This window comes from Marixanthomonas ophiurae, from assembly GCF_003413745.1.
GTDB classification, from domain to species: domain Bacteria; phylum Bacteroidota; class Bacteroidia; order Flavobacteriales; family Flavobacteriaceae; genus Marixanthomonas; species Marixanthomonas ophiurae.
Genome location: NZ_QVID01000001.1, coordinates 523,765 through 549,843, shown reverse-complemented (window position 1 = coordinate 549,843; position 26,079 = coordinate 523,765). Strand labels below are relative to the sequence as shown.

Genomic DNA, 26,079 nt, shown 5'->3' with positions numbered 1-26,079 from the left:
TTCTTACTTTCCAAATAATTCTAAAAGTTCATACAATTCATTATCTACTTGATGTTGCTTGACCACCACTTCAAAAGGGGTTAGATGCAATTGATTATTTAAGACTCCTACCATTACATTTTTTTTACCTTGTAAAAGTGTTTTCACAGCCGCCACTCCAAGTCTAATGCCTAACATTCTATCTAAAGCTGACGGATTTCCACCTCGCTGGACGTGCCCAAGCTTCGTAATCCGTAAATCGACATTGGGATTGACTTCCTTTATTTTTGATGAAACAAGCTCGGCACCTAATTCATCGCCTTCTGAAACCACGACAAGGAAAGCATCTTCGCTATCGTAATTCTTAACCTTGTCCAATAGATAAATAAAGTCCTTTCCACTCTCGGGAATAAGGATGGAATCGGCACCTACCATTAACCCGGAATGAATAGCAATGTAGCCTGAATCCCTTCCCATTACTTCAACAATAAATACACGGTTGTGAGATTCGGCAGTATCTTTTATTTTATCAATATTTTCAATGGCAGTGTTTACAGCCGAATCAAAACCAAGGGTGTAATCAGTACCAAAAATATCGTTGTCTATAGTGCCAGGAATGCCTATAAACGGAATGTCGCATATTTCTGAAAAAGCTAATAGCCCTTTAAAAGTACCATCACCACCAATAGCAATTAAAGCATCTATGTTATTTGCTTTTAAAGTTTGCAATGCTTTTTTACGACCCTCTAATTCCAGAAATCGTTTGCTTCGTGCTGTTTTTAGAATAGTGCCACCTATTTGGGTTATTTTTTTTAGTTCGTGAGATTTTAATGGTATCAAATCACCATCTATCAACCCTTCATACCCTTTTCGAAAACCACTTATTTTTATGCCTTTTGCTTCAGCGGATTTGGCAATGGCGTATAGTGCAGCATTCATCCCAGGGCTATCGCCTCCAGATGTGAATACGCCTATATGTTTAATTTTATTCGTGCTCATTGGGTATGGTTTTTTTTAACTTTTTTTCAGAAATAGTAAAATCTTGAATTGTGTCCCAAACAAATTCTGCTTCTTTCAGAAAGAACTGATGGTCTCCTTCAGATGAAGTAATTATTTGTGCGTTTTTAAATTCCCTCGATAATTTTAAGGCATTTTCTAAAGGTGCAGTAGTGTCTTTTTCTCCGTGAATAAAGAGCACATCTTTATCCTTAATTTTCTTTGTAATCGCATATAAATCTGTTTTTAGGATGACTTCTGTGAGAGAATAATAATAACTCATCCAATGATGCTTTTTTGCATCTTCATAGACATCATCCGTGAGGTTATCAGGCTTGAATGCACGTGACATAAATATGGGATGAATCATACAAATATATTTTGAGAATTTGCTTGTTGAAATCCTATCTACAAAGGAATGAGAAGACATAATTTCTTTAAACTCATCAGCGTTCTTGTAAACAGGTATGCTTATAAAAATTCCTGCCTTGAACCAAGTTGGTTGCTTTTCCAATATTGCTAATGAAATCATAGCTCCCATAGAATGTCCTGCAATAATGATATTTCCATCATTGAATCCTTCTTTGTTAAGAATCAATTCAAGGGCCTGCAATTGTATTGAAAGGGAATAATCACTTTGTGGTTTTGGCGAATCACCAAAACCTAGCAGGTCGACTAAAAGTAGCTTATGCGTAGTTGTAATACTTTCTAAATTGCGTTTCCAATAATGCAATGAGCCTGTTAAACCGTGTAACAAAACAAGTTTGTTTTCTCCAGAGCCTATTATTTCATAATTCAACAGTGTTTCTTTGGCATCATAAGCTGGTTGCTTACCAATCTTATAATGCTGATAGCTGGCAATAGCCACAACAGGAAGAATGAACACTATGGATATGAGTAGTAATGTCATTGTTTTGAAATTGATTTATTATTCGTTTTCTCACTAACCAAGATTGGGGTTTTACCATAGATTCTATTGAAGACCATACAGGCAGTTAAATCACCAGTTACATTTACAGCAGTCCTAAACATTCCCAAGAGTCTTTCTACACCAATGATAATGATGATGCCTTCAGCAGGTATGCCGACACTTCCCAAAACAGAAGCGAGTATAACCACACCACCTCCTGGAATGGCAGGTGTACCAATGGATGCAGCGACAATAGTTACAATGACCACTATAATATTGAGTAAACTCATTTCCAGTCCGTAAGCTTGGGCAATAAAAAGAGTTGTAATAGTTTGATATAGTGCAGTACCATCCATATTGACGGTCGCCCCTATAGGTATGATAAAATTGCTAATAGTCTTGTCCACTTTTAGTTCTTCTTCGGCGGTTTTTAGAGATAAGGGCATCACAGCGGCAGAACTTGTGGTTGAAAAAGCCAATAATTGAACATCCCTTATTTTTTTTAGGAAATGCAATGGGTTTTTCTTTCCGAGAAGTACGATGAGTCCCAAATAGAAAATTACCAATAAAAGAAGACCGAGAAGTACTACCCCAACATAGTACGTTAAACCTGATAAAGAACTTAAACCAACACTAGAGGTAAGCTCCGCCATTAGTCCGAAAACAGCAATAGGTACTAGAAGCATTGACCATTTTACTACTGTCATACAGACTTCCTGAATGGCACTTAAAAGAAGCTTTACTGGGCGCAGTAAGGCATTTTCAAGTGATAGCACAGCTACACCAATAATGATTGTGAAAATCACAATACTTAACATTTCACCACTAACCATAGATGCTAAAGGGTTCTCTGGAAGTAAGTTTGATATGGCATCTGGAATAGTTTCAAGACCGAAGGAAAGCTCGGGATTTTCCGTTGGAACAGCAGTAATTTCATTATGTTCAGCTAGAGCCTGTTGATGTAAAAAGCGACCAGGTCTAAAAATTTGAGATAGTATGACACCCAAACTTACCGAAACTATGGTAGTGCCTAGAAAATATAATAAAACGCCACCACCTAATTTTTTTAAACTGTCCTTATCATTACTTGCGATTCCTGTGATGATAGAAGCCACAATCAAAGGAATCATAATCATTTGAACCAGTTTTAGAAAAAGTACGCCAGGCAATGCCAGCCAATTCCCTGCGATGTCTGCTGTTTCTTTAGTAATCCACCCGTTTTGAGGACTTAACAGCAATCCAAAACCAACACCCAAAAATAAGGCAATGATAACCTTTAGCCATAGACGACTTTCTACCAATTTTGAGAGGTAGTGATTGAATGATTTAAGTGATTTTACTTCTGTGTCGAACATTTTTTTTTATTGTTATGCAATGCTAATTTTAGTATCCAAATAAACTTTCTGAACGGATTGTAATACTTCCACGCCTTCGCCGAAGGGCTTTTGAAACGCTTTTCTTCCCATTATCAATCCAGAGCCACCAGCTCTTTTATTGATAACAGCAGTTGTTATTGCCTCCACCAAATCAGACTTACCTTTAGAGCCACCACCGGAATTAATCAATCCGATTTTTCCCATAAAGCAATTAGCCACCTGCAACCTGCATAGGTCGATGGGATGTTCTGTTGTCAGCGTCTCATACATTTCATCATCATATTTTCCAAAACCGATTTCTTTGAAACCAAAGTTATTTGTAGGTAATTTTTGCTTAATGATATCTGCCTGAATGGTTACCCCAATATGATTTGCTTGCCCTGTTACATCGGCAGCAGCGTGATAATCTTCTTTTCCAGTTTTGAAAGCTTCATTTCGGGTATAGCACCATAAAATGGTAGCCATACCTAAATTGTGGGCTTCTTCAAAAGCTTCAGCTATTTCTTTAAGCTGTCTATTGCTTTCTTCGGAACCAAAATATATAGTAGCACCGACAGCAACTGCTCCCATATCCCACGCAGCTTTTACTTTACCAAATAAAGTTTGGTTATATTTATTAGGAAATGTGAGCAGTTCATTGTGATTAATCTTTACGATAAACGGGATTTTATGGGCGTATTTCCTAGCGTTCAATCCCAAAGCACCGAAGGTGGAAGCCACACCATTACAACCGGCCTCAATGGCGAGTTTTATGATATTCTCTGGGTCAAAATAATCCGGATTTTTATAGAAAGAAAAAGCTGCACTATGCTCGATACCTTGGTCTACTGGAAGGATACTCAAGTAGCCTGTACCACCAAGATTTCCGTGGTTATACAATTGCGAAAGGCTTCGCAGTACCTGCGGATTTCTGTTGCTTTGGGTAAATGCCTTATCTAGGCTTGTGCTACTTGGGGTTTGCAATTCATCCTTGGTTATTTTTTCACAAACGTGATTCAAATAGAAGTCTGCTTTTTCCCCTAACAGTTGTGTAATATTTATGTCTATTTTCATTGTATTAATGATTAATGAATTCCTAAACTTTCATTTGTTTTAGCGATAGATTTGGCACCATCTGTTTCAATTCCTGTAAGTGCTCTAATGGCATCAATAGTTTCGGGTATAACAATTGCTTGGTTGTCTACCACATAGGCGTAGAAAAGTTCATCCCCCACTACCTTCAGCATATCTTCCCATAGGGCTACTTCATACATATCGCCCCAAGGTCTTCCCATATCCAAAAACATTTCCTTGATAGTGTTGTTAGAAACTAGGCCTTTGTCATATTGAATTAGCTTGATACGACTAGATGTCTTAAAAGCATTCAGCACTTCTTCTTTCGAGGCTTGTTTTTTTAACTTCACATTCCAATAGTGCATATGGCTTAAAGTTTCTGGAACTTTTACTGCGGCAGTGATGACATCCAAATCTGGGTCAACGCTTTTAGCATCAGGACCTTGGTGGCTCGGGATGTCTTTTTCAGGAACCATCGTATTCATAATACCACCTAAATGGCTTTCCCAAGGATCTGTTGCTCTTCTTAAAAGTGTACCTCTAGCATAATCCAATAAATTGGCTCTTTTTAAAGCGGTCAACGTCCTTAAAATAGAAGTGGTGTTGCAGGAAACTACACGTGTAGCATCTAGATTTAGAGCAGACTGATAATTATTTTCAGCACTAAAGGAATGGCCTGTTGTTTCGTGTTTTTCGCCTCCGTGTAAAATAAATTTGATGTTTTGCTCTTTATAAATTGCTACATTTTGAGCCGCAATCTTTTTAGGGGTACAGTCCACAACGAGATCTGATTTTTTCAACAGGTCGTGCATATCGCCTTTTACTGAAATACCTTCGGATTTCATTCTGTCTTCTGCTTCTTGAGTTGCTGCGTAGATATCGTACTTTTTTCTCACGGCATTTTGAATGCGCCAATCGCTTATGATATCACACACGCCCGAAAGCTTCATATCGTCCTGTAGATTGATGGCATCGGCCACCCTTTTTCCTATGACTCCGTATCCTATAACTGCTATATTTTTCATATAAATTGTTTTAATTAATTATGATTTGTTGTTTTTATTATTTGTATTCTCCATTCCCATAGGCATATTGCCATCATCGTCTGTATGCGAAATCATAAAAAAACGTTCCGCAATGAGAATCAGGATAATTCCAATTGCTGCTACGATGAGCACCATTGGATCATTCAGATATTTTATATATAGAAAGGCTGCTAGTACTGCAATGTCCATTACAATGGCTATTAACGGAATGATGGGTTTAAATTTTACCTCGTTTTTTAGGTGGCGAAAAAGCCCCCAATGGATAGCGATATCCATAATGAGGTAGAAAATAGCTCCTATAGAAGCGATTCTTGTTAAATCGAAAAGGGCAGTGAGTAAAATGGCAAGGGAAACCGTGAATATGAGCGCTGGATTTTTAAAATTACCTATCCTTTTTAAAGAGGGTACTTGTTTCATATTACTCAACATCCCCAATAAGCGCGATGCCGAAAAGACACTGGCGATAACCCCTGAAAAGGTTGCTACAATAGCGATTGCTATAGTAAACCATAAACCCCATTCCCCAAAAACAGGTTCGGCTGCTGCTGCCAAAGCATAATCTTTTGCCTTTATTATTTCAGGAATGCTTAAACCGCCTGCAACAGCAAGTGCCAAGGCTACATAAATAAGTGTGCAGATAAGAATAGAAATCACAATGGATCTTCCAAGGTTTTTGTGTGGATTTTTGATGTCTCCACCTTGATTCGTTATTGTTGTGAACCCTTTATAGGCAAGGATTGATAATGCCAATGCCGCTACAAAGCCGAACCCTTGTGGTAAGGTTTCGGTATTTTGTGGGATATAGTCTCCTGTAATATCCGCAAATCCGGAAGCTACCAGACCTGCAATCGCAAGTAGTGCAATACCACCTACTTTAATAATTGCTGTAAAAGTGGCCGTTGCTCCAATTACTTTATTTCCTAGAATATTTATTATATAAGCTGTTACCAAAAGTAGAATACCAAGTATGGATGCATAACCAGCATAACTTTCTGGGAATAATCGAAGGGTATAAGCGCCAAAGGTTCCTGCAACCAAACTTTGTGCAACGACCATTGAAACATACATTAGTAAAGAATAGACACCGGTTGTCGTTCCAGGTCCATAGGATTTATTGAAAAACTTAACCACACCTCCAGAGGATGGAAAAGCATTTGAGAACTTTACGTAGGAATAAGAGCTGAAACCCACCACAACAGCTCCCGCAATAAAGGCAATCGGGAACAGATCTCCAACTAACTCCGCTATTTGTCCCATAAGAACAAATATGCCAGCACCAATCATTACACCAGTTCCTAGAGATATAGACCCTATTAAGGAAAGCTTATTGTTTTTATCTGTTGTGCCTTTCATTCGTAAATTATTTCTTTGTGTTATTAACCGACGGTTTTGGTTTAAAATTTCTAATAATTAGGCGGTTGCTCTTTTCATAAGTGAAATAGCTTACCGCCCAATTAAAACCAACCATCAATCTATTTCTAAATCCGCTTATGGATAATAAGTGTACAACTGACCATAATAGCCAAGCGAAATAACCTGCAAATTTGAATTTGCCCAAATCAGCTACTGCCTTACGTTTCCCTACTGTAGCTAATGAACCTTTGTCTTTATATTCGAAAGGGTTCACACCCTCATCCTTAATAATTTTCAATAATACATTACCTAAATATTTACCTTGCTGAATAGCTGTTTGTGCTACTTGCGGATGTCCTTTTGGCGTTTCTTCTGTAATTACAGCCGCTATATCGCCTATGGCAAAAATGTTTTTGTAGCCTTCTACCATTAAAAATGAGTCTGTTTTTAAGCGGTTACCCTTTACCACGTGTTTTTTATCAATACCTTTTGGAAACTGTCCTTTCACACCAGCTGTCCAGATTAGGTTTTTTGTTAAAATAATCTTATCACAATTTGTGACAACCTGTGAACCATCGTAATTGCTTACCGATTCATTGAGTAATACCTTTACCTCCAAATCCTTCAAATATTCTAGCGTTTTTGATGATGCCTTGTCTGACATTGTACTTAAAAGCTCATCAATGGCTTCAATCAAATAGATGTTCATTATGGAAGAAGGATATTCTGGATAATCTTTGGGAAGAATATATTTGCGGAATTCTGCCAAAGCTCCTGCCATTTCCACACCAGCGGGACCACCGCCAACGATGACGAAATTTGTTAAGGCATCACGTTCTTTATCATCACAAGTGATTGCAGCTTGTTCCAGATTTTGCAGCATCATATGGCGAATATTTAAAGAATCGCGAATGTTTTTCATCCCAAGACTATGGGACTCGACATTGTCCATACCAAAAAAATTAGTTGTTGTACCCGTTGCCAATACGAGATAGTCGAAGTGAACTCTTCCTTTATTGGTTATAATGGTGTTTGTAGAAGGTTGGATTTCCTCGACTTCAGCTAAACGAAACAATACATTTTTATAACCACTAATTTGTTTTCTGAAAGGGAATACAATACTATCAGGTTCCAAAGCACTCGTTGCCACTTGATAAAATAAGGGCTGAAACTGGTGGAAGTTGTTTTTATCGAACAGTACCACCTGCACCTCTTTGTGTTTCAGTTTTTCAACCAACGCTAAACCTGCAAACCCACCACCTATAATAATAACACGAGGTAAATTAGAGTCTGGAAGGCAGATTTCATCTGTTACCTTGCAAGCAGATTCTTTTGTATTATTATTTAAGTGGTTAGCGTTCATATTTAATTTTTATATCATTGGTATTAGCAATAGTTTACTTTGTGTCCTTGTCTTTTACAATCATTACTGAACATTTGGCGTGTGTTGCTAAATACTGTGAAACGGAACCTAATAAAAGACGTGAAAATGCGCCTTGCCCTTGCGAACCCACTACAATCAAATCGGCATCAAAAGATTCCGCTTTTTCCAAAATTTCTTTTTTAGGAAGACCGCTGACAACATTTGTTGTTATACGAAGTGAGCTATTTTTTTCTTTCAATACTTTACCAGCTTCGGAAACAATCTTTTTCCCTATTTTTTCAGCGTTTGATAAAAACTCTTTGTAGTAAGAATTAATAGAACTTGTGGATGTAATTAATGATGGTGTTGATATCGCAGGATGTTCATACACGTTTATAATGCAGATCTCACTTTCATTTTGTAAGGGTAATTTTGCAAGTTCTTTTACCGCTAGTTTACTAAAATCAGAACCATCTATGGCTAACACTATTTTCATAACTTGAATTTTTATGAATAAAGATTTCCTATCCTTTATTCTTATTTATAAATGATTGGGCATCTACTATGGAAGCAAAATAAAAAACACTTCCGCTACTTTTATCTTGAACAATAATTGCTGAAGCTTTATCAACTTTTGTATCATTTAGTGGATTACTCCCGAAGCGAACATCATCTAGATTTTTCTGCAACTTTTCAACACAAATTTCACAACAACCATAGTAGATAGTTCCATTGACGTCAATAGGTATTTGTGACACACCCATAAATCGGTCATTGACCATACAGACTTTTTCGTTGGGAACGATTTCATAATTTTGGGCTGATATAATGGCCTCATTTGCTGTTTGGGATGTTTCAACAGTTGGCTGTGTTACGCTTTCTGCAACATCTTTTTTCTTGCCAGAACAGGATAGAAGTACTGCTGAAAGCAGTAGAAGGAACAATATAGCGATGGATACCTGGCATATCTTTCTTACTGGGTTCTTAATGGCTACAACTTGGATAGCATTGTTTTTTTGATTTGATTGTATTCGTTTCATAGTGTTAATCTTTAAGTGGAATAATTATTTCAGTTTGAATGAGTTTTCGCCAATAGATATGTTCATACAATCCAGACCAATACATCCCAAAAGTGAAGGCGAACATTAATTCTTCAATAGGAATGCCCAAGACAAGAATATGGGTCAGGTTGTCAAGATTCCAGTACAACTCCACATATTGAGGATAGAACGGAAGGATGCTTCCGAAATAAATGAAGTACAATACCGTAAACAGAATTCCCCCAACCCAAATCTTTCCTTTTAAATCTGGGCGACAATAAAGAGTCGCCAATCCACCTATGAACAAAGCTATAATGCCGCAATAAATGTGATTGAGCGACGTAAAAAGCGCCAGAATGATGAATACAGCTGCTGGTATAAAAAGTATAAAAATATGCAATCGGTGCCTGCTATGACTTCGTTCGCTATGCGGTATTTGGGCAAGTCCTCTTTTAAAAATAAGGTTGTAGAGTACAGTGCCAATGCCACCTATTGCGAAAGAGAAAATCAAACTTTCGAAATCGAAGCCTGTTTTTTCGGCCAAATCAAAAAGCGAAGGTGGAAACCAATATTCTGGTACAAACAACGGTTCTGTTAAACCAAAGGGCATCGTAATCAGGCTCATTTTGAGCATTTCTTTTCTATGCCCTTTTTTTGAAAAATAGATTATTGCCCAAAGGGCAAGAATAATTAGTGACCATATAAACCAGACGTATTGCATAAATCCTAAAAGGTTTTTTTACTTTTTTATTTTTATTTGCGCATTATAAAAAGCGCCAATAGAAGCGCCTATAAGCCACCAAAGGATAAAAGTTTGTACGATACCCATTAACACTTCTAATAGGGGAATATCCATTCTAATGATATTGGAAGTGTCCAAGCCGTGCAATAAGCTATTGAAAAAGATGATTGAACCTTCCCGTCCTGCTGTAGCCATTACTATCATACAGCCCAAATAAATTATGGTTCCTGTAAGACCGAAGGCAAATCCGAGTTTTTTTACGTTTAAGCGATGCATAATTTTATAGTTTAAGATTAGTTGTCCGAGTTTAAAATTTTTTTAGATTCTTCATAGTCTTCCTTGGATATTTCGCCTTTTGCATAGCGTTTTTTAAGAATATCCAGTGGGCTGTCCTTCATTGTTTTTTGATAGGGTATATCTGCTGGGATAAAGAATATCCAAGCAAGTAAGATGACCCATATAATCCACCATATTAGGTGCATTCCTCCAAAGTGTCCGTCGTATAAATGCATAGTTTTTAGGTTTTAATTGTTATTGATTAAGTTCTGTGATTGTATATCCATTGAGCTCATCGAGTTGCTTTTGCAAGTCGGCAACCGAAAGTGCTTCATTCATCGTGATACGTGTAGCTCCTTTTGGTGCCAGAAAAATTTCTGCCTTTTCGATATTGGGATGTTCTTCCAAAGTCTTCTTGACCCTTGCTACACATCCACCACAACTAATTCCGTTTATTTGAAATTTTTGTTTCATTGTATATAGTTTTTAGTGATGTTGATGTCCTTTGTGTTCTTCTTTTGTTTCTTGTTCAGAATGATTGTGGTCGCTATCCTGATGCTTATGATTATTGTGCCTTCCGTGTCCGTGTGAACCGTGGGGCATAAACAGATGGATGCCGAACATAAAAAGGATGAAAATAAATAGTGATGAACCACCTCCTATACCAAATGAGGGCGCTAAAAAGATGAACAATAGTGGTAGCCCACAACCTATGACCATCCAAATCCAGTGATTGTTTTTCATTGTTTTTGTATTTAGAAGTTAAAAATTAATGATGCTCGGTATGATCCTGTTTGTTTGGACTATTCATATTCTGCATATCCATTCCTTTTTCGCCCATCATCTTTGAGCAAGATTCCATACAGTCCTCGCTCATCATTCCTTTTTCGTGCATCATTTTCATCATTGTTCCCATCATTTTTCCGTCATTCATCATTTGGTTCATCATCGAATGCATCATTGTACTGTCCTTCATCATCATTTGCATTCCTTCTCCTTGCATCATAGAGCCCATCATTTTTTTGTTGCCCTGCATCATTGCCATTGTGTGTTGACTGCCGTGCATACTTTCCATAAACTCGGTCATATAATCGTGGTTCTCGGTAATGGCATTAAACACCTCCGTACGAGTTTCAGGATTTTCCAAAAGTGCTTGAGGATCTGCTCCTTGGTTGCAACTGCTTAAGCTTAAAAGCCCGATTGTTGATAAAACAATTAGTAATGTTTTCATAATTTTCTATTTTATTGAGTTAAACTTTTATTTTTATAAACCCATTCCCAACAATCCACAAACCGTAGTTTAGGGAATGGGTTATCAGCTATTAACTGTCAGATTTAAAAAGGTTTTCAATCTTCTTTAATTTCATTTCTGTCCGGAACTTTTTCGTTGTTATTCAATTTTTTTTAAACGCCATTTCTTGTTGCTGTCTTTAATGGCCACTAAATTTTCCGAAATGAATTTAGATGTTATGGTAGGTGGATTTTTATCCTCCTTATCTTTAGGCGATATGTGAATGGCCAATTGAGTTAGATGGTCAATGGCTTTTCCTTGTTTATCTATAACTACTTCAAAATAATGGTAGCTAACGACGTCTTTGTTGAAAATGTCATTATAGCCTATGGTCTCTTTTTCAACTTTTAGTACCAATGCCTTATCATATTCGAAATTGGTCGCATTCAAGAATTGAGGTGTAATGACAGTTTTTCCAGTTTTATCGATATAGCCATAATACAGTATGCCATCTTTTTGATGGGCAATCAAGCATTTTTCGTTACTGAATATGGGGTAGGTTGCATTTCCTGTTTTGGTTAGCACCAAATCATTTCGAAAATCAATGATTACTTTGCCGTCTTGGTCAATAAACCCCCATTCGTTCCCTTTTTTAATGGCAGCTACTTCATTGTTAAAAGGCGAGATGTACTCTAAATTTTCTATAGTTTGTGCAATCCCTAGAAACGGAATTAATACTAATGTGATGAGTAGTTTTTTCATTTTAGTTTGATTTATTTTGATAAAATTAATGATTGCCTTAAGCGTTTATCTGCATAACTTTCGTTGTTATCTACATAATTTCATCGTAAAAATTTCTTTTCCAGTTTTCAGTATTTTTATAATCGGTCATACTCACTCCAATTACTTCTTTGAACTGTCTAGACAGATGGTTTACGCTGCTGTAGTCCAATAAGTACCCTATATCTGAAAAGGAATGTTGTTTGAGTTGAATGAGCTCTTTAACTTTCTCTATCTTTAATTTGATAAAGTACTTTTCAATGGTTGTCTGTTGATTTGCTGAAAATAATTTACTCAATGTCTTGTATTCCCTATGAAGGCTTGATGCCAATAGTTCAGATGTTTTTACTTTGATATGTAATGGTAGCTCTTGCAATTGTTCAATTAGAATAATCTTGATTCTTTCAACGAGCATTTCTTCTTCGTTCTGCACTATTTCAAAATCATTGGCGTGAAGCACGGTTGTTACTGCATTGATAATTTCATTGTCTGTTTTATTTGGTGCTTCTACTAACAACCTTCCCAATTCCAATGAAAGTACGGTTACTTCAAGTTCCTGTAACTCCTGCATAATTACTTTTAAGCAGCGATTACAGACCATATTCTTAATCCAAAATTCTTTTGGTTTGCTCATAGTATATAATGTATTGTCATTGAGTTTTAATTCAATGGTTTGAAAGGTTAAGACCTAACAGGGTTAATGGTGTATGGTATTGTTGATAATAGGGTACAACAAATGTTAGCCAGAAGTGAAACTATGGCTATAGAGGTAATGCAGATTAAAGTCAATCTGCGATGTAGAAAATCAAATTAAGAAGGTCTCGTTGAGAATTATAATATCTGTAGATAATAAAGGCGGCCTATAGGTTTTAAAAGAAATGACGTTTTCTTCTAGCCCCTCGAACAGATTAATATAAGTATTAAAAAAAGTATTTAAGAAAACTAAAGTCTCAATCTCTAAAATTGTATTGGACTTCTTAAAGGTGTCATCTCCTTCTTTTACAATGGTCTGATTATCGCAACAATCCTTCTCTTGTATGGAAGTACATTGCTTGGAATTTGTATCTTTTTTTTTCGCTGCCTCCATACAAGATTCTGCCTTACTAAAAAAAGCCATATCCACCAATTTATTACAGCAAAAGTGCATATCCACCGTGAAAGAAGAAGTAGAAAACAGTATAAAAACTGCTAAAAAAAAGGACAGTATTTTGGTAAAAAAAGATTTCACTCTATAAAATTAATAAATTTTGTCCAACATTAAAGGTTATTCATAGATTAAATGATACTACTTAATAAGCTTATTATCAATTGGAAGCATAATTAATTAATGCGAAGATAATTTTAAAGGTTCAACAGGAATATGATATTTGTCATCAAATATAATTTCTCTTAAAATCCATATACTACAGAAAAGTTAACTCCAAAAGGATGGCCAGGACGTAAACCTGCTGGCACACGAGATACAGCATATTTTGTATTAAATAGGTTTATGATGTTTGTTGATAGCGTAAAATTTTCATTAAGAAAATAACGAGCAGATAAGTCAACTATGAAGTTAGAATCCACTTTAAAATTTTCAGGAATAGATCCTGAACCGGCTTTAGTTCTAAATGCTCCAGTATATCGTGAATTTAGGTTTACTTCAAATTTCTTATGCTCTAGCCCAAAAGTTGCATTTAATTGATTTTTTGCGATGTATGGTATTTCGTCCCCTTTGGTCACCACTCCATAAATATCCTCGTTGCTATCGAAACTGGTCAGAAATTCGGTATCCGTGAGGGTATAGGAAACCGACACAGGAAGTTTAAATTTTCCTGACTTATTATATAATAGGTCGTAATTCAGTAAAAATTCAATACCGCTTACGCGCACTTCACCTGCATTAAACTGGTCAAGACTTCCCGTACCACCTGTAGCAGCCAAATCACTTCCCAGTAGGTTTTGATAGTCATTGTAGAACCCAACAAGTTCCCCTTGTAGCCCTTTAACGCTAATTCGGGTTCCTACTTCGTAATTAATACTTTCTTCAGCATTTTGCCCTGGTGTATTGCTTGGTGGGGAAAACCCTTTGTGTACACCACCAAAAACTGAAAAATCGTTACTAAATCTGTAGTTTGCGCCTAAACCAGGAATCCATACGTTTACCTTGTTTTCGCGAATGGATAAATCTTGACCAGTCCTCGAAGGGTCATTGGTACCATAGTCCCTTCGGGTTAGAGTTATATTCTCATAGCGTAAGCCAGGTGTTAGGGTCAAGTTCTCAACTTTTAGGGTGTATAAGAGGTGTGCAGCGAGAGCTTTTGCACCACTTATGCGGTTAGCGTCAGACCCTTTTTCGCCTACTTCGGTACGTATTAATTCATTGTTCAAGAATGCATACCTGTCCACCCATTGAAATCTGTCCTCATCATCCTCGTGGTAGCGTATTCCGGCTTCTAAAGTTTGTAACCAATCAGAACCCCATCGTAATTTGGCAATGGATTGAACACCATTTGAAGTGTATGCTCTGTTATTTGCCTTTACGCCCATAGCATCTTCTTCGGTGTTTTCGTTTCCTAAAATGGTTTGGTATTCTAATGGGAAATTCTGTGGCGATGAAAGGATATTACTAATGCTCACTCTTTCGCCTAAATTTACATCATCCAATTTGTACCAATTACGTTTGAATTTATTCAAGTAACCCGTAGTGCTTATTTCTAATGATGATGATAATCGGATAAAGTGGGTAAGTTGGTATTGTTGATGCTCGGCATTCATTACATCCTCTGAAGAAGCTCTGTATCTTCTAAAGGTATTTTCTTGAAAATCTTCATCTGTCAAACCTAAGTAAGTTTCGTTTGCCTCTTCTTCGGAATACTGAATTTTAAACGTTAATGACTGATACGTTTTTGCGTTTAAATTTGAGTTAACCCTAAACTTGGCCAAATAATCAGATTTGTCAAATCCTGTATTGCCACCACCGTCAAGATTTTTAAAACCATCAGAATTATAATTAAAATAATCCGTTACAAATCCAAAATTTTTATAGCTATCACCAATTGTTAATTGAGTACTTCTTGAATCGTAATTTCCTGCAGCAATGGAAGCCCTTCCAGAGAATTTGTTTGGAATTCGGGAAGATATCATATTTATGGCGCCACCAGTGGTATTGGGCCCGTATTGAATTTGACTACTTCCTTTTAAAACTTCTACGGCCTGCATACGACCAATGGTAGGAAAATAATAGGCGGCAGGTGCGCTATAAGGTGCAGGGGCAATGAGCACACCATCTTCCATTAAATTGATTTTTGCACTACGCTCAGGCGATGTGCCTCGCAAACTTATATTTGGGCGTAGTCCGAAGCCATCTTCTTCATAAATGTTAATTCCTGGAACTATTTGTAATACCCTGTTGATGTTAGTATAAGAGAATTTTTTTAAGTCTTCTTCGGTAATATAGCTTGCAGAACCCGTTTTGTTTTTAACCTCAAATCTACTACCTAGTATAGTATTTCCTGAGACTACAACCTCTTTTAACTGTTCCGTTTTTTGTTGGATAGTATCTTTTTTTGGGGATTAGTTTGTGCCCATATATTTGGGAATTGCAAAATAAGTATTAGAAGAAAGAGAATTCGCATTTGCTTTAAATTATTTAGAATGAATATAAATAAAGGACAAATGTAGTAGTCTTTTTCAATTAAACAAATATTATTTAGAATAATTCTTAATAAAAAAATTTAAGCAATTTAGACTCAATAATTTATAATTTGTAATGGATTAAATTCAGTACAAATCTTCAAGTGGAATCTAAATTATTTGTTAAATCAAGACATTCTGCTAAAAATTTAATAGCTTTGTAAAATTAATGAAGAAGGTTTTTTATAAAATATCATCCGCTTGCTTAGCACTTATTGTGTTGTTGTCAACTGTTTCTTTTACTGTTGATAGTCATTACTGTGGCGATACTTTAGTGGATTCTTCTTTATTTGGCCACGTCGAAACTTGTGGTATGGAAGTTCAACAACAATCCTCGTCATCAGAGTGTGATATTTCAAAAAAAGATTGCTGTAGTGATGAACAAGTGATTGTTGAAGGTCAAGATACTTTAAAAACATCGTTCGACAAATTAGATAAAGACCAACAACTATTTGTTGCTGCTTTTATCCATACCTATTTAAATTTATTTTTCGAATCTCAAGAAGATTTAAATTCATATAGAGATTATACACCTCCTCCCTTGGTCAGGGATATTCAAGTTTTAGACCAGACTTTCCTTATTTGATTTTTAAGTAATTAGAACTGTAGTCCTACATTAATTTGTTTTGGACATTTCTGCTTGTTTGCCACTTTTTAAACAAGATTTATAATTACTTAATAATCATTTCTATGCTGAATAAAAGCATCAAATTTCTAATTGAAAATAAACTCGTAGCAGTTTTGCTATTAGTTTTATTTGTGGCTTGGGGAGTCGTTAATGCCCCATTTGAATGGAATACTGGTTCACTTCCACGTAATCCTGTGGCTGTAGATGCCATTCCCGATATTGGCGAAAACCAACAAATTGTATTTACTAAATGGGATGGTCGATCCCCACAGGATATTGAAGATCAAATTACCTATCCTTTAACCACATCACTTCTTGGTATTCCAGGTGTCAAAACCATACGAAGTTCATCTATGTTTGGCTTTTCAAGTATCTACATCATTTTTGAAGAGGATATCGAATTTTACTGGAGTCGTAGCCGAATACTTGAGAAGTTGAATTCATTACCAGCAGGACTGCTACCTGATGGAGTAAATCCTGCATTGGGACCTGATGCAACTGGTCTTGGGCAAATTTATTGGTACACGCTGGAAGGTCGTGATGAAAACGGAAACGTTACTGGCGGTTGGGATTTGCAGGAATTACGAAGCATTCAAGATTTTTACGTGAAATATGCGCTTTCATCAGCAAGTGGTGTTTCTGAAGTCGCCTCAATTGGTGGTTATGTTTTGGAATATCAAGTAGATGTCAACCCCGAGTTGATGAAGCAGTATAAAATTGGTTTGAATGAAGTTGTAAAAGCTGTAAAACAGAGTAATAAGGATGTTGGAGCACAGACTTTGGAAATTAACCAAGCGGAATATCTCATACGTGGCTTGGGATATGTCAAATCCATTGCCGATTTGGAAAACGCTGTAGTAACATCAGAAAATTTTACCTCAATACGCTTAAAGGATATTGCAAAAGTTTCCCACGGACCTGCAACAAGAAGAGGGCTGTTGGATAAAGAAGGAGCAGAAGTTGTAGGTGGTGTCGTGGTAGCCCGATATGGTGCTAACCCTATGGCGGTTATTAATAATGTGAAGGAAAAAATCAATGAATTAAGTTCAGGTTTGCCCTCTAAAACATTAAGTGATGGTAGAACATCTCAACTTACCATTGTTCCTTTTTATGATAGAACAGAACTTATTCAAGAAACATTAGGTACGCTGGACGAAGCACTTACATTAGAAATTTTAATTACAATTTTCGTAATTATTATAATGGTATTTAATTTAAGGGCTTCGGTTTTAATTTCAGGATTATTACCTGTTGCAGTATTGATGGTTTTTATTTCAATGAAGCTGTTTAATGTAGACGCCAATATTGTGGCCTTGTCAGGTATAGCTATTGCTATTGGAACAATGGTCGATGTGGGTGTGATTCTTACAGAAAATGTGCTTCGGCATATTGATGAAAATGAGGAAAACCTGCCAATGAACACGGTAGTATATAATGCAACCGCCGAAGTTTCTGGGGCAATATTGACTGCGGTACTCACCACTATTATAAGCTTTATTCCTGTATTCACGATGATTGGTGCTGAAGGTAAATTGTTTCGACCATTGGCTTTTACCAAAACGGCTGCCCTAACAGCATCCCTAATTGTGGCCTTATTTTTAATCCCACCGTTCGCAGCATATTTATTTAAAAAACGTAGCATAAAGATTTCTTTTAGTTATATACTAAATGGAGCAATGATTATTTTGGGTGTTGTAGCACTTATTTTTGGTTACCCGCTAGGATTAATATTAGTTGCATTTGGTGTGGTTGGTATCCTCTCGCTAAAGGAGAAAATTACCCCAAAACGTGCCAATGTGATTAACATATTTGTATCTGCTTTTGCTATCATATTCTTATTGGCAGAATATTGGAGACCACTTGGCGTCGATCGCAGCATATTTATAAATTTGATTTTTGTTGGACTTATCTGTTTTGGCCTTCTAGGTGTATTCACACTTTTCAGAAAGTATTATGTGCGTATTTTAAATTGGGCATTACGGAATAAACTATTGTTTCTTTCCCTGCCCACCGCCATTATAATTTTTGGGGTAATGATTATGAAAAATACAGGGAAGGAATTTATGCCATCTCTTAATGAAGGCTCTTTCTTGCTGATGCCCACTTCAATGCCCCACGCTGGTGTTGAAGAGAACAAACGGGTATTACAACAATTGGATATGGCTGTGGCCAGTATTCCTGAAATTGAAACCGTAGTTGGTAAATCTGGTCGTACAGAATCTGCATTAGACCCAGCACCATTATCAATGTATGAGAATGTCATTCAATACAAGTCTGAATATATATTAAATGAGAAAAGAAAAAGACAGCGGTTTAAGGTAAATGAAGATGGACTGTTTATTCTAAAGGACGGAAGGTTGGTTACCAATCCAAATAATGAAGTAGAAACTGAAAATGTAACATACGATGCTTCGGCAATAGCAGACCCATTTTCTGTCAACATATCACAACTGATACCAGATGATGACGGAGAATACTTTAGAAACTGGCGACCTGAAATTGAATCGCCAGATGATATTTGGAAAGAAATTGTGAGAGTCACAAAGCTTCCTGGAGTTACTTCTGCACCCAAGTTACAACCCATTGAAACACGTTTGGTAATGTTACAAACCGGTATGCGAGCACCAATGGGAATAAAGGTAAAAGGGCAAGACTTAAAGGAAATTGAAGCCTTTGGAGTACAATTGGAAAATATTCTTAAGCAAGCAGATGGGGTTAAGGATGAGGCCGTATTTGCTGACCGTATTGTCGGGAAACCTTATCTATTATTGGATATTGACAGAGACCGATTGGCTCGATATGGAATTACCATCGAACAGGTACAACAGGTCATTCAAGTATCTGTTGGAGGAATGGTGCTTACGCAGACTGTTGAAGGTAGAGAAAGATATGGCATTCGAGTTCGCTATCCTAGAGAATTAAGGGCAAACCCTAATGATTTAAAAGACATCTATGTTCCTGTTGAAAAAGGGAGTCCAGTGCCATTAAGTGAGCTTGTCACTATTAGATATGAACAAGGACCACAAGTAATAAAGAGTGAAGATACATTTTTAGTGGGCTATGTTCTTTTTGATAAACTTGATGGCTTCGCCGAAGTAGATGTGGTGGAAAATGCACAAGCGCTTATCCAATCAAAAATTGATAGTGGAGAACTTATCGTGCCAAAAGGGATTAACTATCGCTTTACAGGAACCTACGAGAACCAATTACGTGCAGAAAAAACTTTAAGCGTTGTTGTGCCTTTAGCCCTAGCAATCATTTTTCTCATCCTTTATTTCCAGTTCCGTTCCGTTGGTACATCATTAATGGTATTCACGGGTATTGCCGTTGCTTTTGCAGGTGGGTTTTTGATGATATGGGGTTATGGGCAAGATTGGTTCTTAAACTTCAACTTTTTTGGGGAGAATTTACGAGACCTTTTTCAAATGCACACCATTAATTTAAGTGTTGCCGTTTGGGTTGGTTTTATTGCCCTATTCGGTATTGCAACTGATGATGGTGTGGTTATGGCAACTTATTTGACCCAAACCTTTGATAGAAATACCCCAGAAACAAAACAGGAAATTAGGGCATCTGTAGTTGAAGCTGGAGAAAAGCGTATCCGTCCGTGTTTAATGACAACTGCAACAACTATTCTCGCTTTGTTACCTGTATTGACATCAACAGGTCGTGGGAGTGATATAATGATTCCGATGGCAATCCCTTCATTTGGCGGAATGCTTATAGCACTTGTAACGCTATTTGTTGTGCCAGTTTTATTCAGTTGGAAGCAGGAATTTCAATTAAAACGAGCTACAAAATGAGATATATAATTTTAATAATATTTGTTTTTTTCGCTTTCGCTGAAGTAAATGCACAAGATTTAGCATCCTATATTCAGGAAGCTGAAAAGAATAATCCAGAAATTCAAGCTTTTGAATTGCGCTACAACATAGCGGAAGAAAAGGTAAATGAAGCAGATTGGTTACCAAATACAGAGATTGGCGTAGGCTACTTTGTGAGCGAACCAGAAACCCGAACAGGGGCGCAACGTGCACGTTTTTCAGTAAAGCAAATGTTGCCTTGGTTTGGAACCATATCAGCAAGGGAAAACTATGCTTCATCAATGGCCGAAGCCCAATTTGTTGATATAGCGATTGCAAAAAGAAAACTTTCGTTATCAGTATCCCAATCCTATTATAAACTCTATGCCATAAGTGCAAAACAGGGTATTCTGGATGAGAATATAGAACTTCTGGAAACCTATGAACGCCTTGCATTAACCTCTGTAGAAGTGGGAAAGGCATCAGCGGTTGATGTACTTCGCCTTCAGATAAGACAGAACGAGTTGATTCAGCAGAAAGAAGTGCTGGAACAGGATTATTTGGCGGAGCAAGCGCTCTTTAATAATCTTTTGAATCGTGATGAAAATATTGCCGTAGAGGTCGTAAAGCAGATGATAATTCCCGAAGAAGATGTGTTTATTTTGACTGACAATCTACAGCTTAACCCAGAACTTATCAAATACGATAAATTATATGAATCTATCGAAGAAGCCGAATTATTAAACCAAAAAGAGAGTGCGCCCAATATCGGTTTTGGTTTGGACTATGTGCCTGTGTCAGAACGTCCAGATATGAATTTTTCCGATAATGGTAAAGACATTGTGATGCCTATGGTTTCTATTTCAATTCCCATTTTCAATAATAAATATAAGTCAGTGACAAAGCAAAATGAATTGAAACAATTGGAAATAAAATCACAGAAAGAAGAGAGGCTCAATAACCTTGAAACACGTCTTGCACAAGCTATTTATAATAGAAATACAATGAGAATTAAGTTTAATGTACAAACAGACAATTTAAAGCAGGCGAATGACGCCGAAGAAATTCTCATTAAGAATTACGAAACCGGAACTATAGATTTTAACGATGTGCTCGATGTACAAGAATTGCAGTTAAGGTTTCAAATCAATTTAATCGAATCTAATAGAGGGTATTATACAGAATATGCCATCATAAATTATTTGACAAAATGAAAACAATAAAAATTATTACGCTATTACTTTTCACAACTTCAATTTTTGCCCAAGTAGGCACAAACGGAAATGATAGAAAGGAAGATGGGCGACCTGTTAAGGAGTATAACCTTACCATTGAGGAAAAAGAAATGACACTTGGAGGTGTTACTGCCAATGCAATGACCATCAATGGAGGTATCCCTGGGCCTGTTTTGGAATTTAATGAAGGAGACCTTGCTATAATCAACGTAACCAATAAAATGGATGAAGAAACTTCAGTGCATTGGCACGGATTGATACTTCCCAATTTTTACGACGGGGTTCCATATTTAACTACCCCACCGATTGAGCCAGGAACAACCTTCCAATACAGGATTCCAATCAACCAATCGGGAACATATTGGTACCATTCCCACACAATGCTACAAGAACAAAAAGGTGTTTATGGGTCTATTATCATTCATCCAAAAGAGAAAACCTTGGAATATGATAAAGATTTAGTCGTGGTATTATCAGATTGGACCAATGAAAAACCAATGAATGTATTACGAAACCTTAAAAGAGGTAACGAGTGGTATCAAGTTAAAAAAGGCACAGCAGTGCCATTAAGTAGGGTCATTTCAGAAGGTGCCTTTGGTGCTCAACTTAAATTTTGGAGAGACCGTATGGAAGGGGCTGATATTGCAGACATTTATTATCCCGCATTTTTGTCCAACGGTAAAAAACTGGCAGAGTATCCAGAATTTACGGCTGGCGAAAAAGTAAGGCTTCGCTTCATTAACGCATCGGCTTCTACCTATTATTGGATGGACTTTGGCGGAGGTAACCCAATGTTGGTTTCCAGTGATGGTGTTGACGTGCAACCCGTTTCCAAAAGCAGATTTCTCTTTGGCATAGCCGAAACGTATGATGTAATTGTAACTATTCTAGAAGGAACTATTGAAATTACCGCAACCGCTCAAGATGGTTCAGGTCATACCTCTATACAGTTAGGTAATGGCACTCTTTACCCAGCCAAAAGAATTGATAGACCTGATAAGGTAGCGATGATGAAGCAAATGGCTAAAATGGATATGAAAATGGGAGCACCTGCAATGGTTGGAAACAAGAAGAAGAATACACCCGAAGTTTTAATGCAGAAGTACGGAATGAAGATGAATATGAAGGACGGCGAGATGAAAATGGGGAACGATAAGATGTCGATGAAAGATGGCAAAATGAATGACCAAATGGATATGAAGATGGATGATACAATGGGAATGAAAAAAGACTCGATGTCAATGAGCCATAATGGAGCATCAAATAAAATGGAAGGTCATATGCACAATATGCCAATGATGCAGAAGGATTCTACTTCTTTTGATTATGAGGAGCGAAAGACATACTTCAACTATGATTTTTTAGAGGCAAAAGAAAAAACTGAATTTAAGGCAGATTTACCAGTAAATGAAGTGTTGCTTAACCTAACAGGTAATATGAATCGCTATGTATGGAGTATGAATGGGGTTCCATTATCAGAAACCGATAAGATAAATATAAAAGGAGGCGAGGTAACCAGAATTACATTAAATAACCTGACTATGATGCACCATCCAATGCACTTGCACGGTCATTACTTCAGGGTCATTAATGAAAAAGGAGAACGTTCCCCATTAAAGCATACCGTGAACGTACCACCAATGCAGAAAGTTATTATTGAATTTTATAACGAAGAGTATGGCGATTGGTTCTTTCATTGTCACGTATTGTACCATATGATGGGTGGTATGGCAAGAGTGTTTAGTTACGATACCCCAAGGGATGATAGAATGAAAGATTATCCAGTTCAGAAACTTATCGATGAGACAGACCATTATTATTCGTGGGGATTGGCTCGTGCAGGTTCAAATTTTAATGAACTCTTTTTAACGTCGAGCAATATCCGAAATGAATTTGGTTTGAGAACAGAGTTCGATTACGACCAAAATCTTGAAGCCGAAATAAGTTATAATAGGTATCTGAACGATTGGGTACGTGTTTATGCAGGAGTAAATACCGAAACGTCAACACCAGATTCTTACGATACATTTAATACCGTAGGATTGGTTGGTGTAAAGTATTTTACGCCTTATAGATTTAATGTAGATGTGAGTATGGACCATCAGCTACGCCCAAGAATACGTTTGGACAGAGAATTATTGATTTTTCCAAGAATTTTTTTGGAAGGCGAATACGAATACAGAGCAGATTTTGGATGGGTCAATGATTTAGAGAATAATAAATCATTTGAAAGCGAAACACAATGGTTGGTAGGGGTTGCATACATTCTTTCGCGCAATTTTTCAATCCAAGCTAACTACAATAACCGATATGGATTGGGTGGTGGACTATTAGCAAGATTTTAAACAACTAAAAATTAAAAAAAGATGAACTATTATTTTAATAAAACAATCAATGGAACCTTCGAAGAGGTCATAGAGAAAGTGACACAAGGATTAAAGGAAGAAGGTTTTGGAATCCTTACAGAAATTGATGTAACAGAAACACTAAAGAAAAAACTGGATATAGACTTTAAAAAGTATAGGATACTCGGAGCTTGTAATCCGCCCTATGCACATAAAGCTTTGCAAGCAGAAGATAAAATTGGAACGATGTTGCCCTGCAATGTCATAGTACAGGAAATCGAAGCAGGTATCATTGAAGTTGCGGCCGTAAACCCAATGGCTTCAATGCAAGCTGTAAAAAATGAAAAATTGAATGAGGTAGCCAGCGAAATAACTGCAATGTTGGAAAACGTCATTGAAAAATTATAAGACACTATAAAAAGGCAGTAATAATAATTAATAAACACAAACTTAAATTAAAACAAAATGAGCAAATTAAAATCAACATTAGGTATAGTTGCGATAGCATTCATAACCTTAACAGTAATGTCTTGTAAAGACAACAGCAAAGAACAAAATAGCACGGATGGAGACCATTCAGAAATGAACCACGATAACAGTGATGGTCATCACGACGGCGAAAAGAGGGAAATGGCAATGGGTGGAGATAGTAATACACAAGCGGTATTAAATGACTATTTCAACTTAAAGAATGCCTTGGTGGGAGATGATAATGGCAAAGCCAAAGAACTTGGGGCAACCCTAGCAACATCCTTAGGAAATTTTGACGCCTCACAATATAACGATACCCAGCAATCGGAATTAAAGGATATTGTAGAGGATGCAGTTGAACACGCAGAACACATTTCAGAAAGTGATATAGCACACCAGCGCGAACATTTTAAAGTTTTAAGTAAAGATGTTATAGATATGGTTGCTATAACAGGAGCAGAGATGAAGCTTTACGAGCAGTTTTGCCCTATGTATGATGGCGGTACAGCTTGGCTAAGTACTAAAGAGGAAGTGCGCAATCCATACTATGGTAGTCAAATGTTAAAATGCGGCAAAGTACAACGTGAAATTAACTAAATGAAAATTGTAAAGATTATAGCAATAGTACTACTGGTAGCGTTCGTGGGAATTCAATTTATTCCGACTACACGCAATCAAAGTGATACTGTACCGTCAACTGATTTTATGCTGGTCAATAATGTACCAGAAACTATTCAAAAAAAGTTACAGGTATCCTGCTATGATTGCCACAGCAATAATACTCAATACCCTTGGTATAATAAGATTCAACCTGTTGCTTGGTTTTTGGAAGACCATATTAAAGAAGGAAAAGCTGAACTTAATTTCAACGAATGGGATTCATTATCCAGCCGAAGAAAAGCAAGTAAGTTAAGGTCTATTATCAAGCAGATTGAAAATGGCGAAATGCCTTTGGATTCTTACACTTTGATACATAGTGAGGCAACATTTACAGAAGCTGAAGCAGAAGAGTTAATCAATTTTATCACACAATTAAAAGATAGTTTATAAACAATAATTTAAAAGTAATTAAAATGAAAAATTTAAAAATGAGTATTGCAGCAATGCTATTGTTAGCAGTTTCTTTTACCAATGCACAGGAAAAAGAAAAAATGAACCACGATCACGGAGATATGAAAATGGACCATAGCAAAATGATGAATAAAAATAGTGACGCAAAAGCAGAAGCTATTTTAAGTGATTACTTTAATTTAAAAGATGCTTTAGTTGCGGACGATACAAAAAAGGCAGCACAAGCAGGAACAAAATTGGTAGCCACTCTTAAAGCATTTGATATGGGTAGTTATACAAAAGAACAACAAAAAGAGCTGGCCGATATCATAGAAGATGCTACCGAGCACGCAGAACATATTTCTGAAAGTGAGATAGACCACCAACGCGAGCACTTTAAAACGTTAAGTAAGGATATTACTGATATGGTAGCTATTACGGGTACAAAAAGCACGTTATACGAGCAATTTTGCCCAATGTATGATAAGGGTAGTGCGTGGTTGAGTACAAGTAAAGAAGTGAAAAATCCATATTACGGCAGTAGAATGCTTAAATGCGGAAAAGTTCAAAAGACTATTCAATAGATAATCCTTTGTTTAAAAAATATTTTCAATGTTCTGGTTTATTAGTTAACAGAAGGTTGTAAAATGATAAAGATATCTGAATAGTTTTTAAGTCCTGTCCTGGGAAGGAAAAACAATGTTGATGGTTAGTGTTAGTTCCTTCC

At 36.7% G+C, this 26,079-nt stretch carries 27 protein-coding genes; 8 read left to right on the top strand and 19 right to left on the bottom strand.

Features of this window, described 5'->3' with window-relative positions; all coding sequences use genetic code 11:
* Positions 1-3 precede the first annotated feature (3 nt).
* The 19 genes from DZ858_RS02445 to DZ858_RS02355 all read right to left on the bottom strand — a co-directional run bounded on the left by DZ858_RS02445 (position 4) and on the right by DZ858_RS02355 (position 15,580).
* Positions 4-978, bottom strand: a complete 975-nt coding sequence (locus tag DZ858_RS02445) for an ATP-dependent 6-phosphofructokinase (RefSeq protein ID WP_009778888.1) — start codon at positions 976-978, stop codon at positions 4-6.
* Complete coding sequence (locus DZ858_RS02440; RefSeq protein ID WP_117157970.1) at positions 965-1,885, bottom strand: alpha/beta fold hydrolase; 921 nt, start codon at positions 1,883-1,885, stop codon at positions 965-967. Before DZ858_RS02440 ends, DZ858_RS02445 begins: the two co-directional genes overlap by 14 nt.
* Positions 1,882-3,240: a dicarboxylate/amino acid:cation symporter gene (locus tag DZ858_RS02435; protein ID WP_117157969.1), complete on the bottom strand. Its 1,359-nt coding sequence runs from the start codon at positions 3,238-3,240 to the stop codon at positions 1,882-1,884. The genes DZ858_RS02440 and DZ858_RS02435 overlap by 4 nt, the downstream gene beginning before the upstream one ends.
* A 12-nt stretch (positions 3,241-3,252) precedes the next feature.
* On the bottom strand, positions 3,253-4,314 hold the full coding sequence (locus DZ858_RS02430) for a class I fructose-bisphosphate aldolase (protein WP_117157968.1): 1,062 nt from the start codon (positions 4,312-4,314) through the stop codon (positions 3,253-3,255).
* Between the two features lie 11 nt (positions 4,315-4,325).
* The gene (locus tag DZ858_RS02425) at positions 4,326-5,339 is read right to left on the bottom strand and encodes a type II glyceraldehyde-3-phosphate dehydrogenase (RefSeq protein WP_034886831.1); all 1,014 of its coding nucleotides are present in this window, start codon (positions 5,337-5,339) and stop codon (positions 4,326-4,328) included.
* 18 nt (positions 5,340-5,357) lie between these two features.
* Positions 5,358-6,713 carry an APC family permease gene (locus DZ858_RS02420; protein ID WP_117157967.1) on the bottom strand — a complete coding sequence of 452 codons (1,356 nt, stop codon included), beginning with the start codon at positions 6,711-6,713 and terminating at the stop codon, positions 5,358-5,360.
* 7 nt (positions 6,714-6,720) lie between these two features.
* Positions 6,721-8,076: an NAD(P)/FAD-dependent oxidoreductase gene (locus DZ858_RS02415; protein ID WP_117157966.1), complete on the bottom strand. Its 1,356-nt coding sequence runs from the start codon at positions 8,074-8,076 to the stop codon at positions 6,721-6,723.
* Positions 8,077-8,110: 34 nt separating this feature from the next.
* Positions 8,111-8,572 (bottom strand): universal stress protein, encoded by a 462-nt coding sequence (locus DZ858_RS02410; RefSeq protein ID WP_117157965.1) that lies wholly within the window; start codon positions 8,570-8,572, stop codon positions 8,111-8,113.
* A 28-nt stretch (positions 8,573-8,600) separates the two neighbouring features.
* Positions 8,601-9,116, bottom strand: a complete 516-nt coding sequence (locus DZ858_RS02405) for a hypothetical protein (protein WP_117157964.1) — start codon at positions 9,114-9,116, stop codon at positions 8,601-8,603.
* Between the two features lie 4 nt (positions 9,117-9,120).
* Positions 9,121-9,837, bottom strand: coding sequence for a lycopene cyclase domain-containing protein (locus DZ858_RS02400; RefSeq protein ID WP_117157963.1), 717 nt, complete (start codon positions 9,835-9,837; stop codon positions 9,121-9,123).
* A gap of 18 nt (positions 9,838-9,855) precedes the next feature.
* The gene (locus DZ858_RS02395; protein ID WP_117157962.1) at positions 9,856-10,134 is read right to left on the bottom strand and encodes a DUF5676 family membrane protein; all 279 of its coding nucleotides are present in this window, start codon (positions 10,132-10,134) and stop codon (positions 9,856-9,858) included.
* A gap of 17 nt (positions 10,135-10,151) precedes the next feature.
* Complete coding sequence (locus DZ858_RS02390; RefSeq protein ID WP_117157961.1) at positions 10,152-10,370, bottom strand: SHOCT domain-containing protein; 219 nt, start codon at positions 10,368-10,370, stop codon at positions 10,152-10,154.
* Positions 10,371-10,389: 19 nt separating this feature from the next.
* The gene (locus DZ858_RS02385) at positions 10,390-10,608 is read right to left on the bottom strand and encodes a heavy-metal-associated domain-containing protein (RefSeq protein ID WP_034886844.1); all 219 of its coding nucleotides are present in this window, start codon (positions 10,606-10,608) and stop codon (positions 10,390-10,392) included.
* 12 nt (positions 10,609-10,620) lie between these two features.
* Entirely contained in the window at positions 10,621-10,854 is a 234-nt protein-coding gene (locus DZ858_RS02380) for a hypothetical protein (protein WP_239990703.1), read from the bottom strand.
* Between the two features lie 49 nt (positions 10,855-10,903).
* Complete coding sequence (locus tag DZ858_RS02375) at positions 10,904-11,365, bottom strand: hypothetical protein (RefSeq protein ID WP_117157960.1); 462 nt, start codon at positions 11,363-11,365, stop codon at positions 10,904-10,906.
* A gap of 159 nt (positions 11,366-11,524) precedes the next feature.
* Positions 11,525-12,127 (bottom strand): WG repeat-containing protein, encoded by a 603-nt coding sequence (locus DZ858_RS02370; protein WP_117157959.1) that lies wholly within the window; start codon positions 12,125-12,127, stop codon positions 11,525-11,527.
* Positions 12,128-12,197: 70 nt separating this feature from the next.
* On the bottom strand, positions 12,198-12,779 hold the full coding sequence (locus DZ858_RS02365) for a helix-turn-helix domain-containing protein (RefSeq protein ID WP_047418824.1): 582 nt from the start codon (positions 12,777-12,779) through the stop codon (positions 12,198-12,200).
* 171 nt (positions 12,780-12,950) lie between these two features.
* On the bottom strand, positions 12,951-13,373 hold the full coding sequence (locus tag DZ858_RS02360; RefSeq protein ID WP_117157958.1) for an HYC_CC_PP family protein: 423 nt from the start codon (positions 13,371-13,373) through the stop codon (positions 12,951-12,953).
* Positions 13,374-13,534: 161 nt separating this feature from the next.
* On the bottom strand, positions 13,535-15,580 hold the full coding sequence (locus tag DZ858_RS02355) for a TonB-dependent receptor family protein (protein ID WP_239990759.1): 2,046 nt from the start codon (positions 15,578-15,580) through the stop codon (positions 13,535-13,537).
* A gap of 409 nt (positions 15,581-15,989) precedes the next feature.
* Between DZ858_RS02355 and DZ858_RS02350 the strand changes: the two genes are divergently transcribed.
* The 8 genes from DZ858_RS02350 to DZ858_RS02315 all read left to right on the top strand — a co-directional run bounded on the left by DZ858_RS02350 (position 15,990) and on the right by DZ858_RS02315 (position 25,936).
* Positions 15,990-16,406, top strand: coding sequence for an HYC_CC_PP family protein (locus DZ858_RS02350; protein ID WP_117157957.1), 417 nt, complete (start codon positions 15,990-15,992; stop codon positions 16,404-16,406).
* A gap of 104 nt (positions 16,407-16,510) precedes the next feature.
* A complete protein-coding gene (locus DZ858_RS02345) occupies positions 16,511-20,251 on the top strand; it encodes an efflux RND transporter permease subunit (protein ID WP_117157956.1) in 3,741 nt (1,246 codons plus the stop codon).
* Positions 20,248-21,465 (top strand): TolC family protein, encoded by a 1,218-nt coding sequence (locus DZ858_RS02340; protein ID WP_070238255.1) that lies wholly within the window; start codon positions 20,248-20,250, stop codon positions 21,463-21,465. The genes DZ858_RS02345 and DZ858_RS02340 overlap by 4 nt, the downstream gene beginning before the upstream one ends.
* Entirely contained in the window at positions 21,462-23,831 is a 2,370-nt protein-coding gene (locus DZ858_RS02335; RefSeq protein ID WP_117157955.1) for a multicopper oxidase domain-containing protein, read from the top strand. Before DZ858_RS02340 ends, DZ858_RS02335 begins: the two co-directional genes overlap by 4 nt.
* Before the next feature lie 21 nt (positions 23,832-23,852).
* A complete protein-coding gene (locus tag DZ858_RS02330; RefSeq protein ID WP_008991354.1) occupies positions 23,853-24,239 on the top strand; it encodes a DUF302 domain-containing protein in 387 nt (128 codons plus the stop codon).
* A 57-nt stretch (positions 24,240-24,296) separates the two neighbouring features.
* The gene (locus DZ858_RS02325; protein WP_072316388.1) at positions 24,297-24,899 is read left to right on the top strand and encodes a DUF3347 domain-containing protein; all 603 of its coding nucleotides are present in this window, start codon (positions 24,297-24,299) and stop codon (positions 24,897-24,899) included.
* Positions 24,900-25,352: a heme-binding domain-containing protein gene (locus DZ858_RS02320; RefSeq protein ID WP_026754886.1), complete on the top strand. Its 453-nt coding sequence runs from the start codon at positions 24,900-24,902 to the stop codon at positions 25,350-25,352.
* 23 nt (positions 25,353-25,375) lie between these two features.
* Positions 25,376-25,936, top strand: coding sequence for a DUF3347 domain-containing protein (locus DZ858_RS02315; RefSeq protein WP_117157954.1), 561 nt, complete (start codon positions 25,376-25,378; stop codon positions 25,934-25,936).
* Positions 25,937-26,079 lie beyond the last annotated feature (143 nt).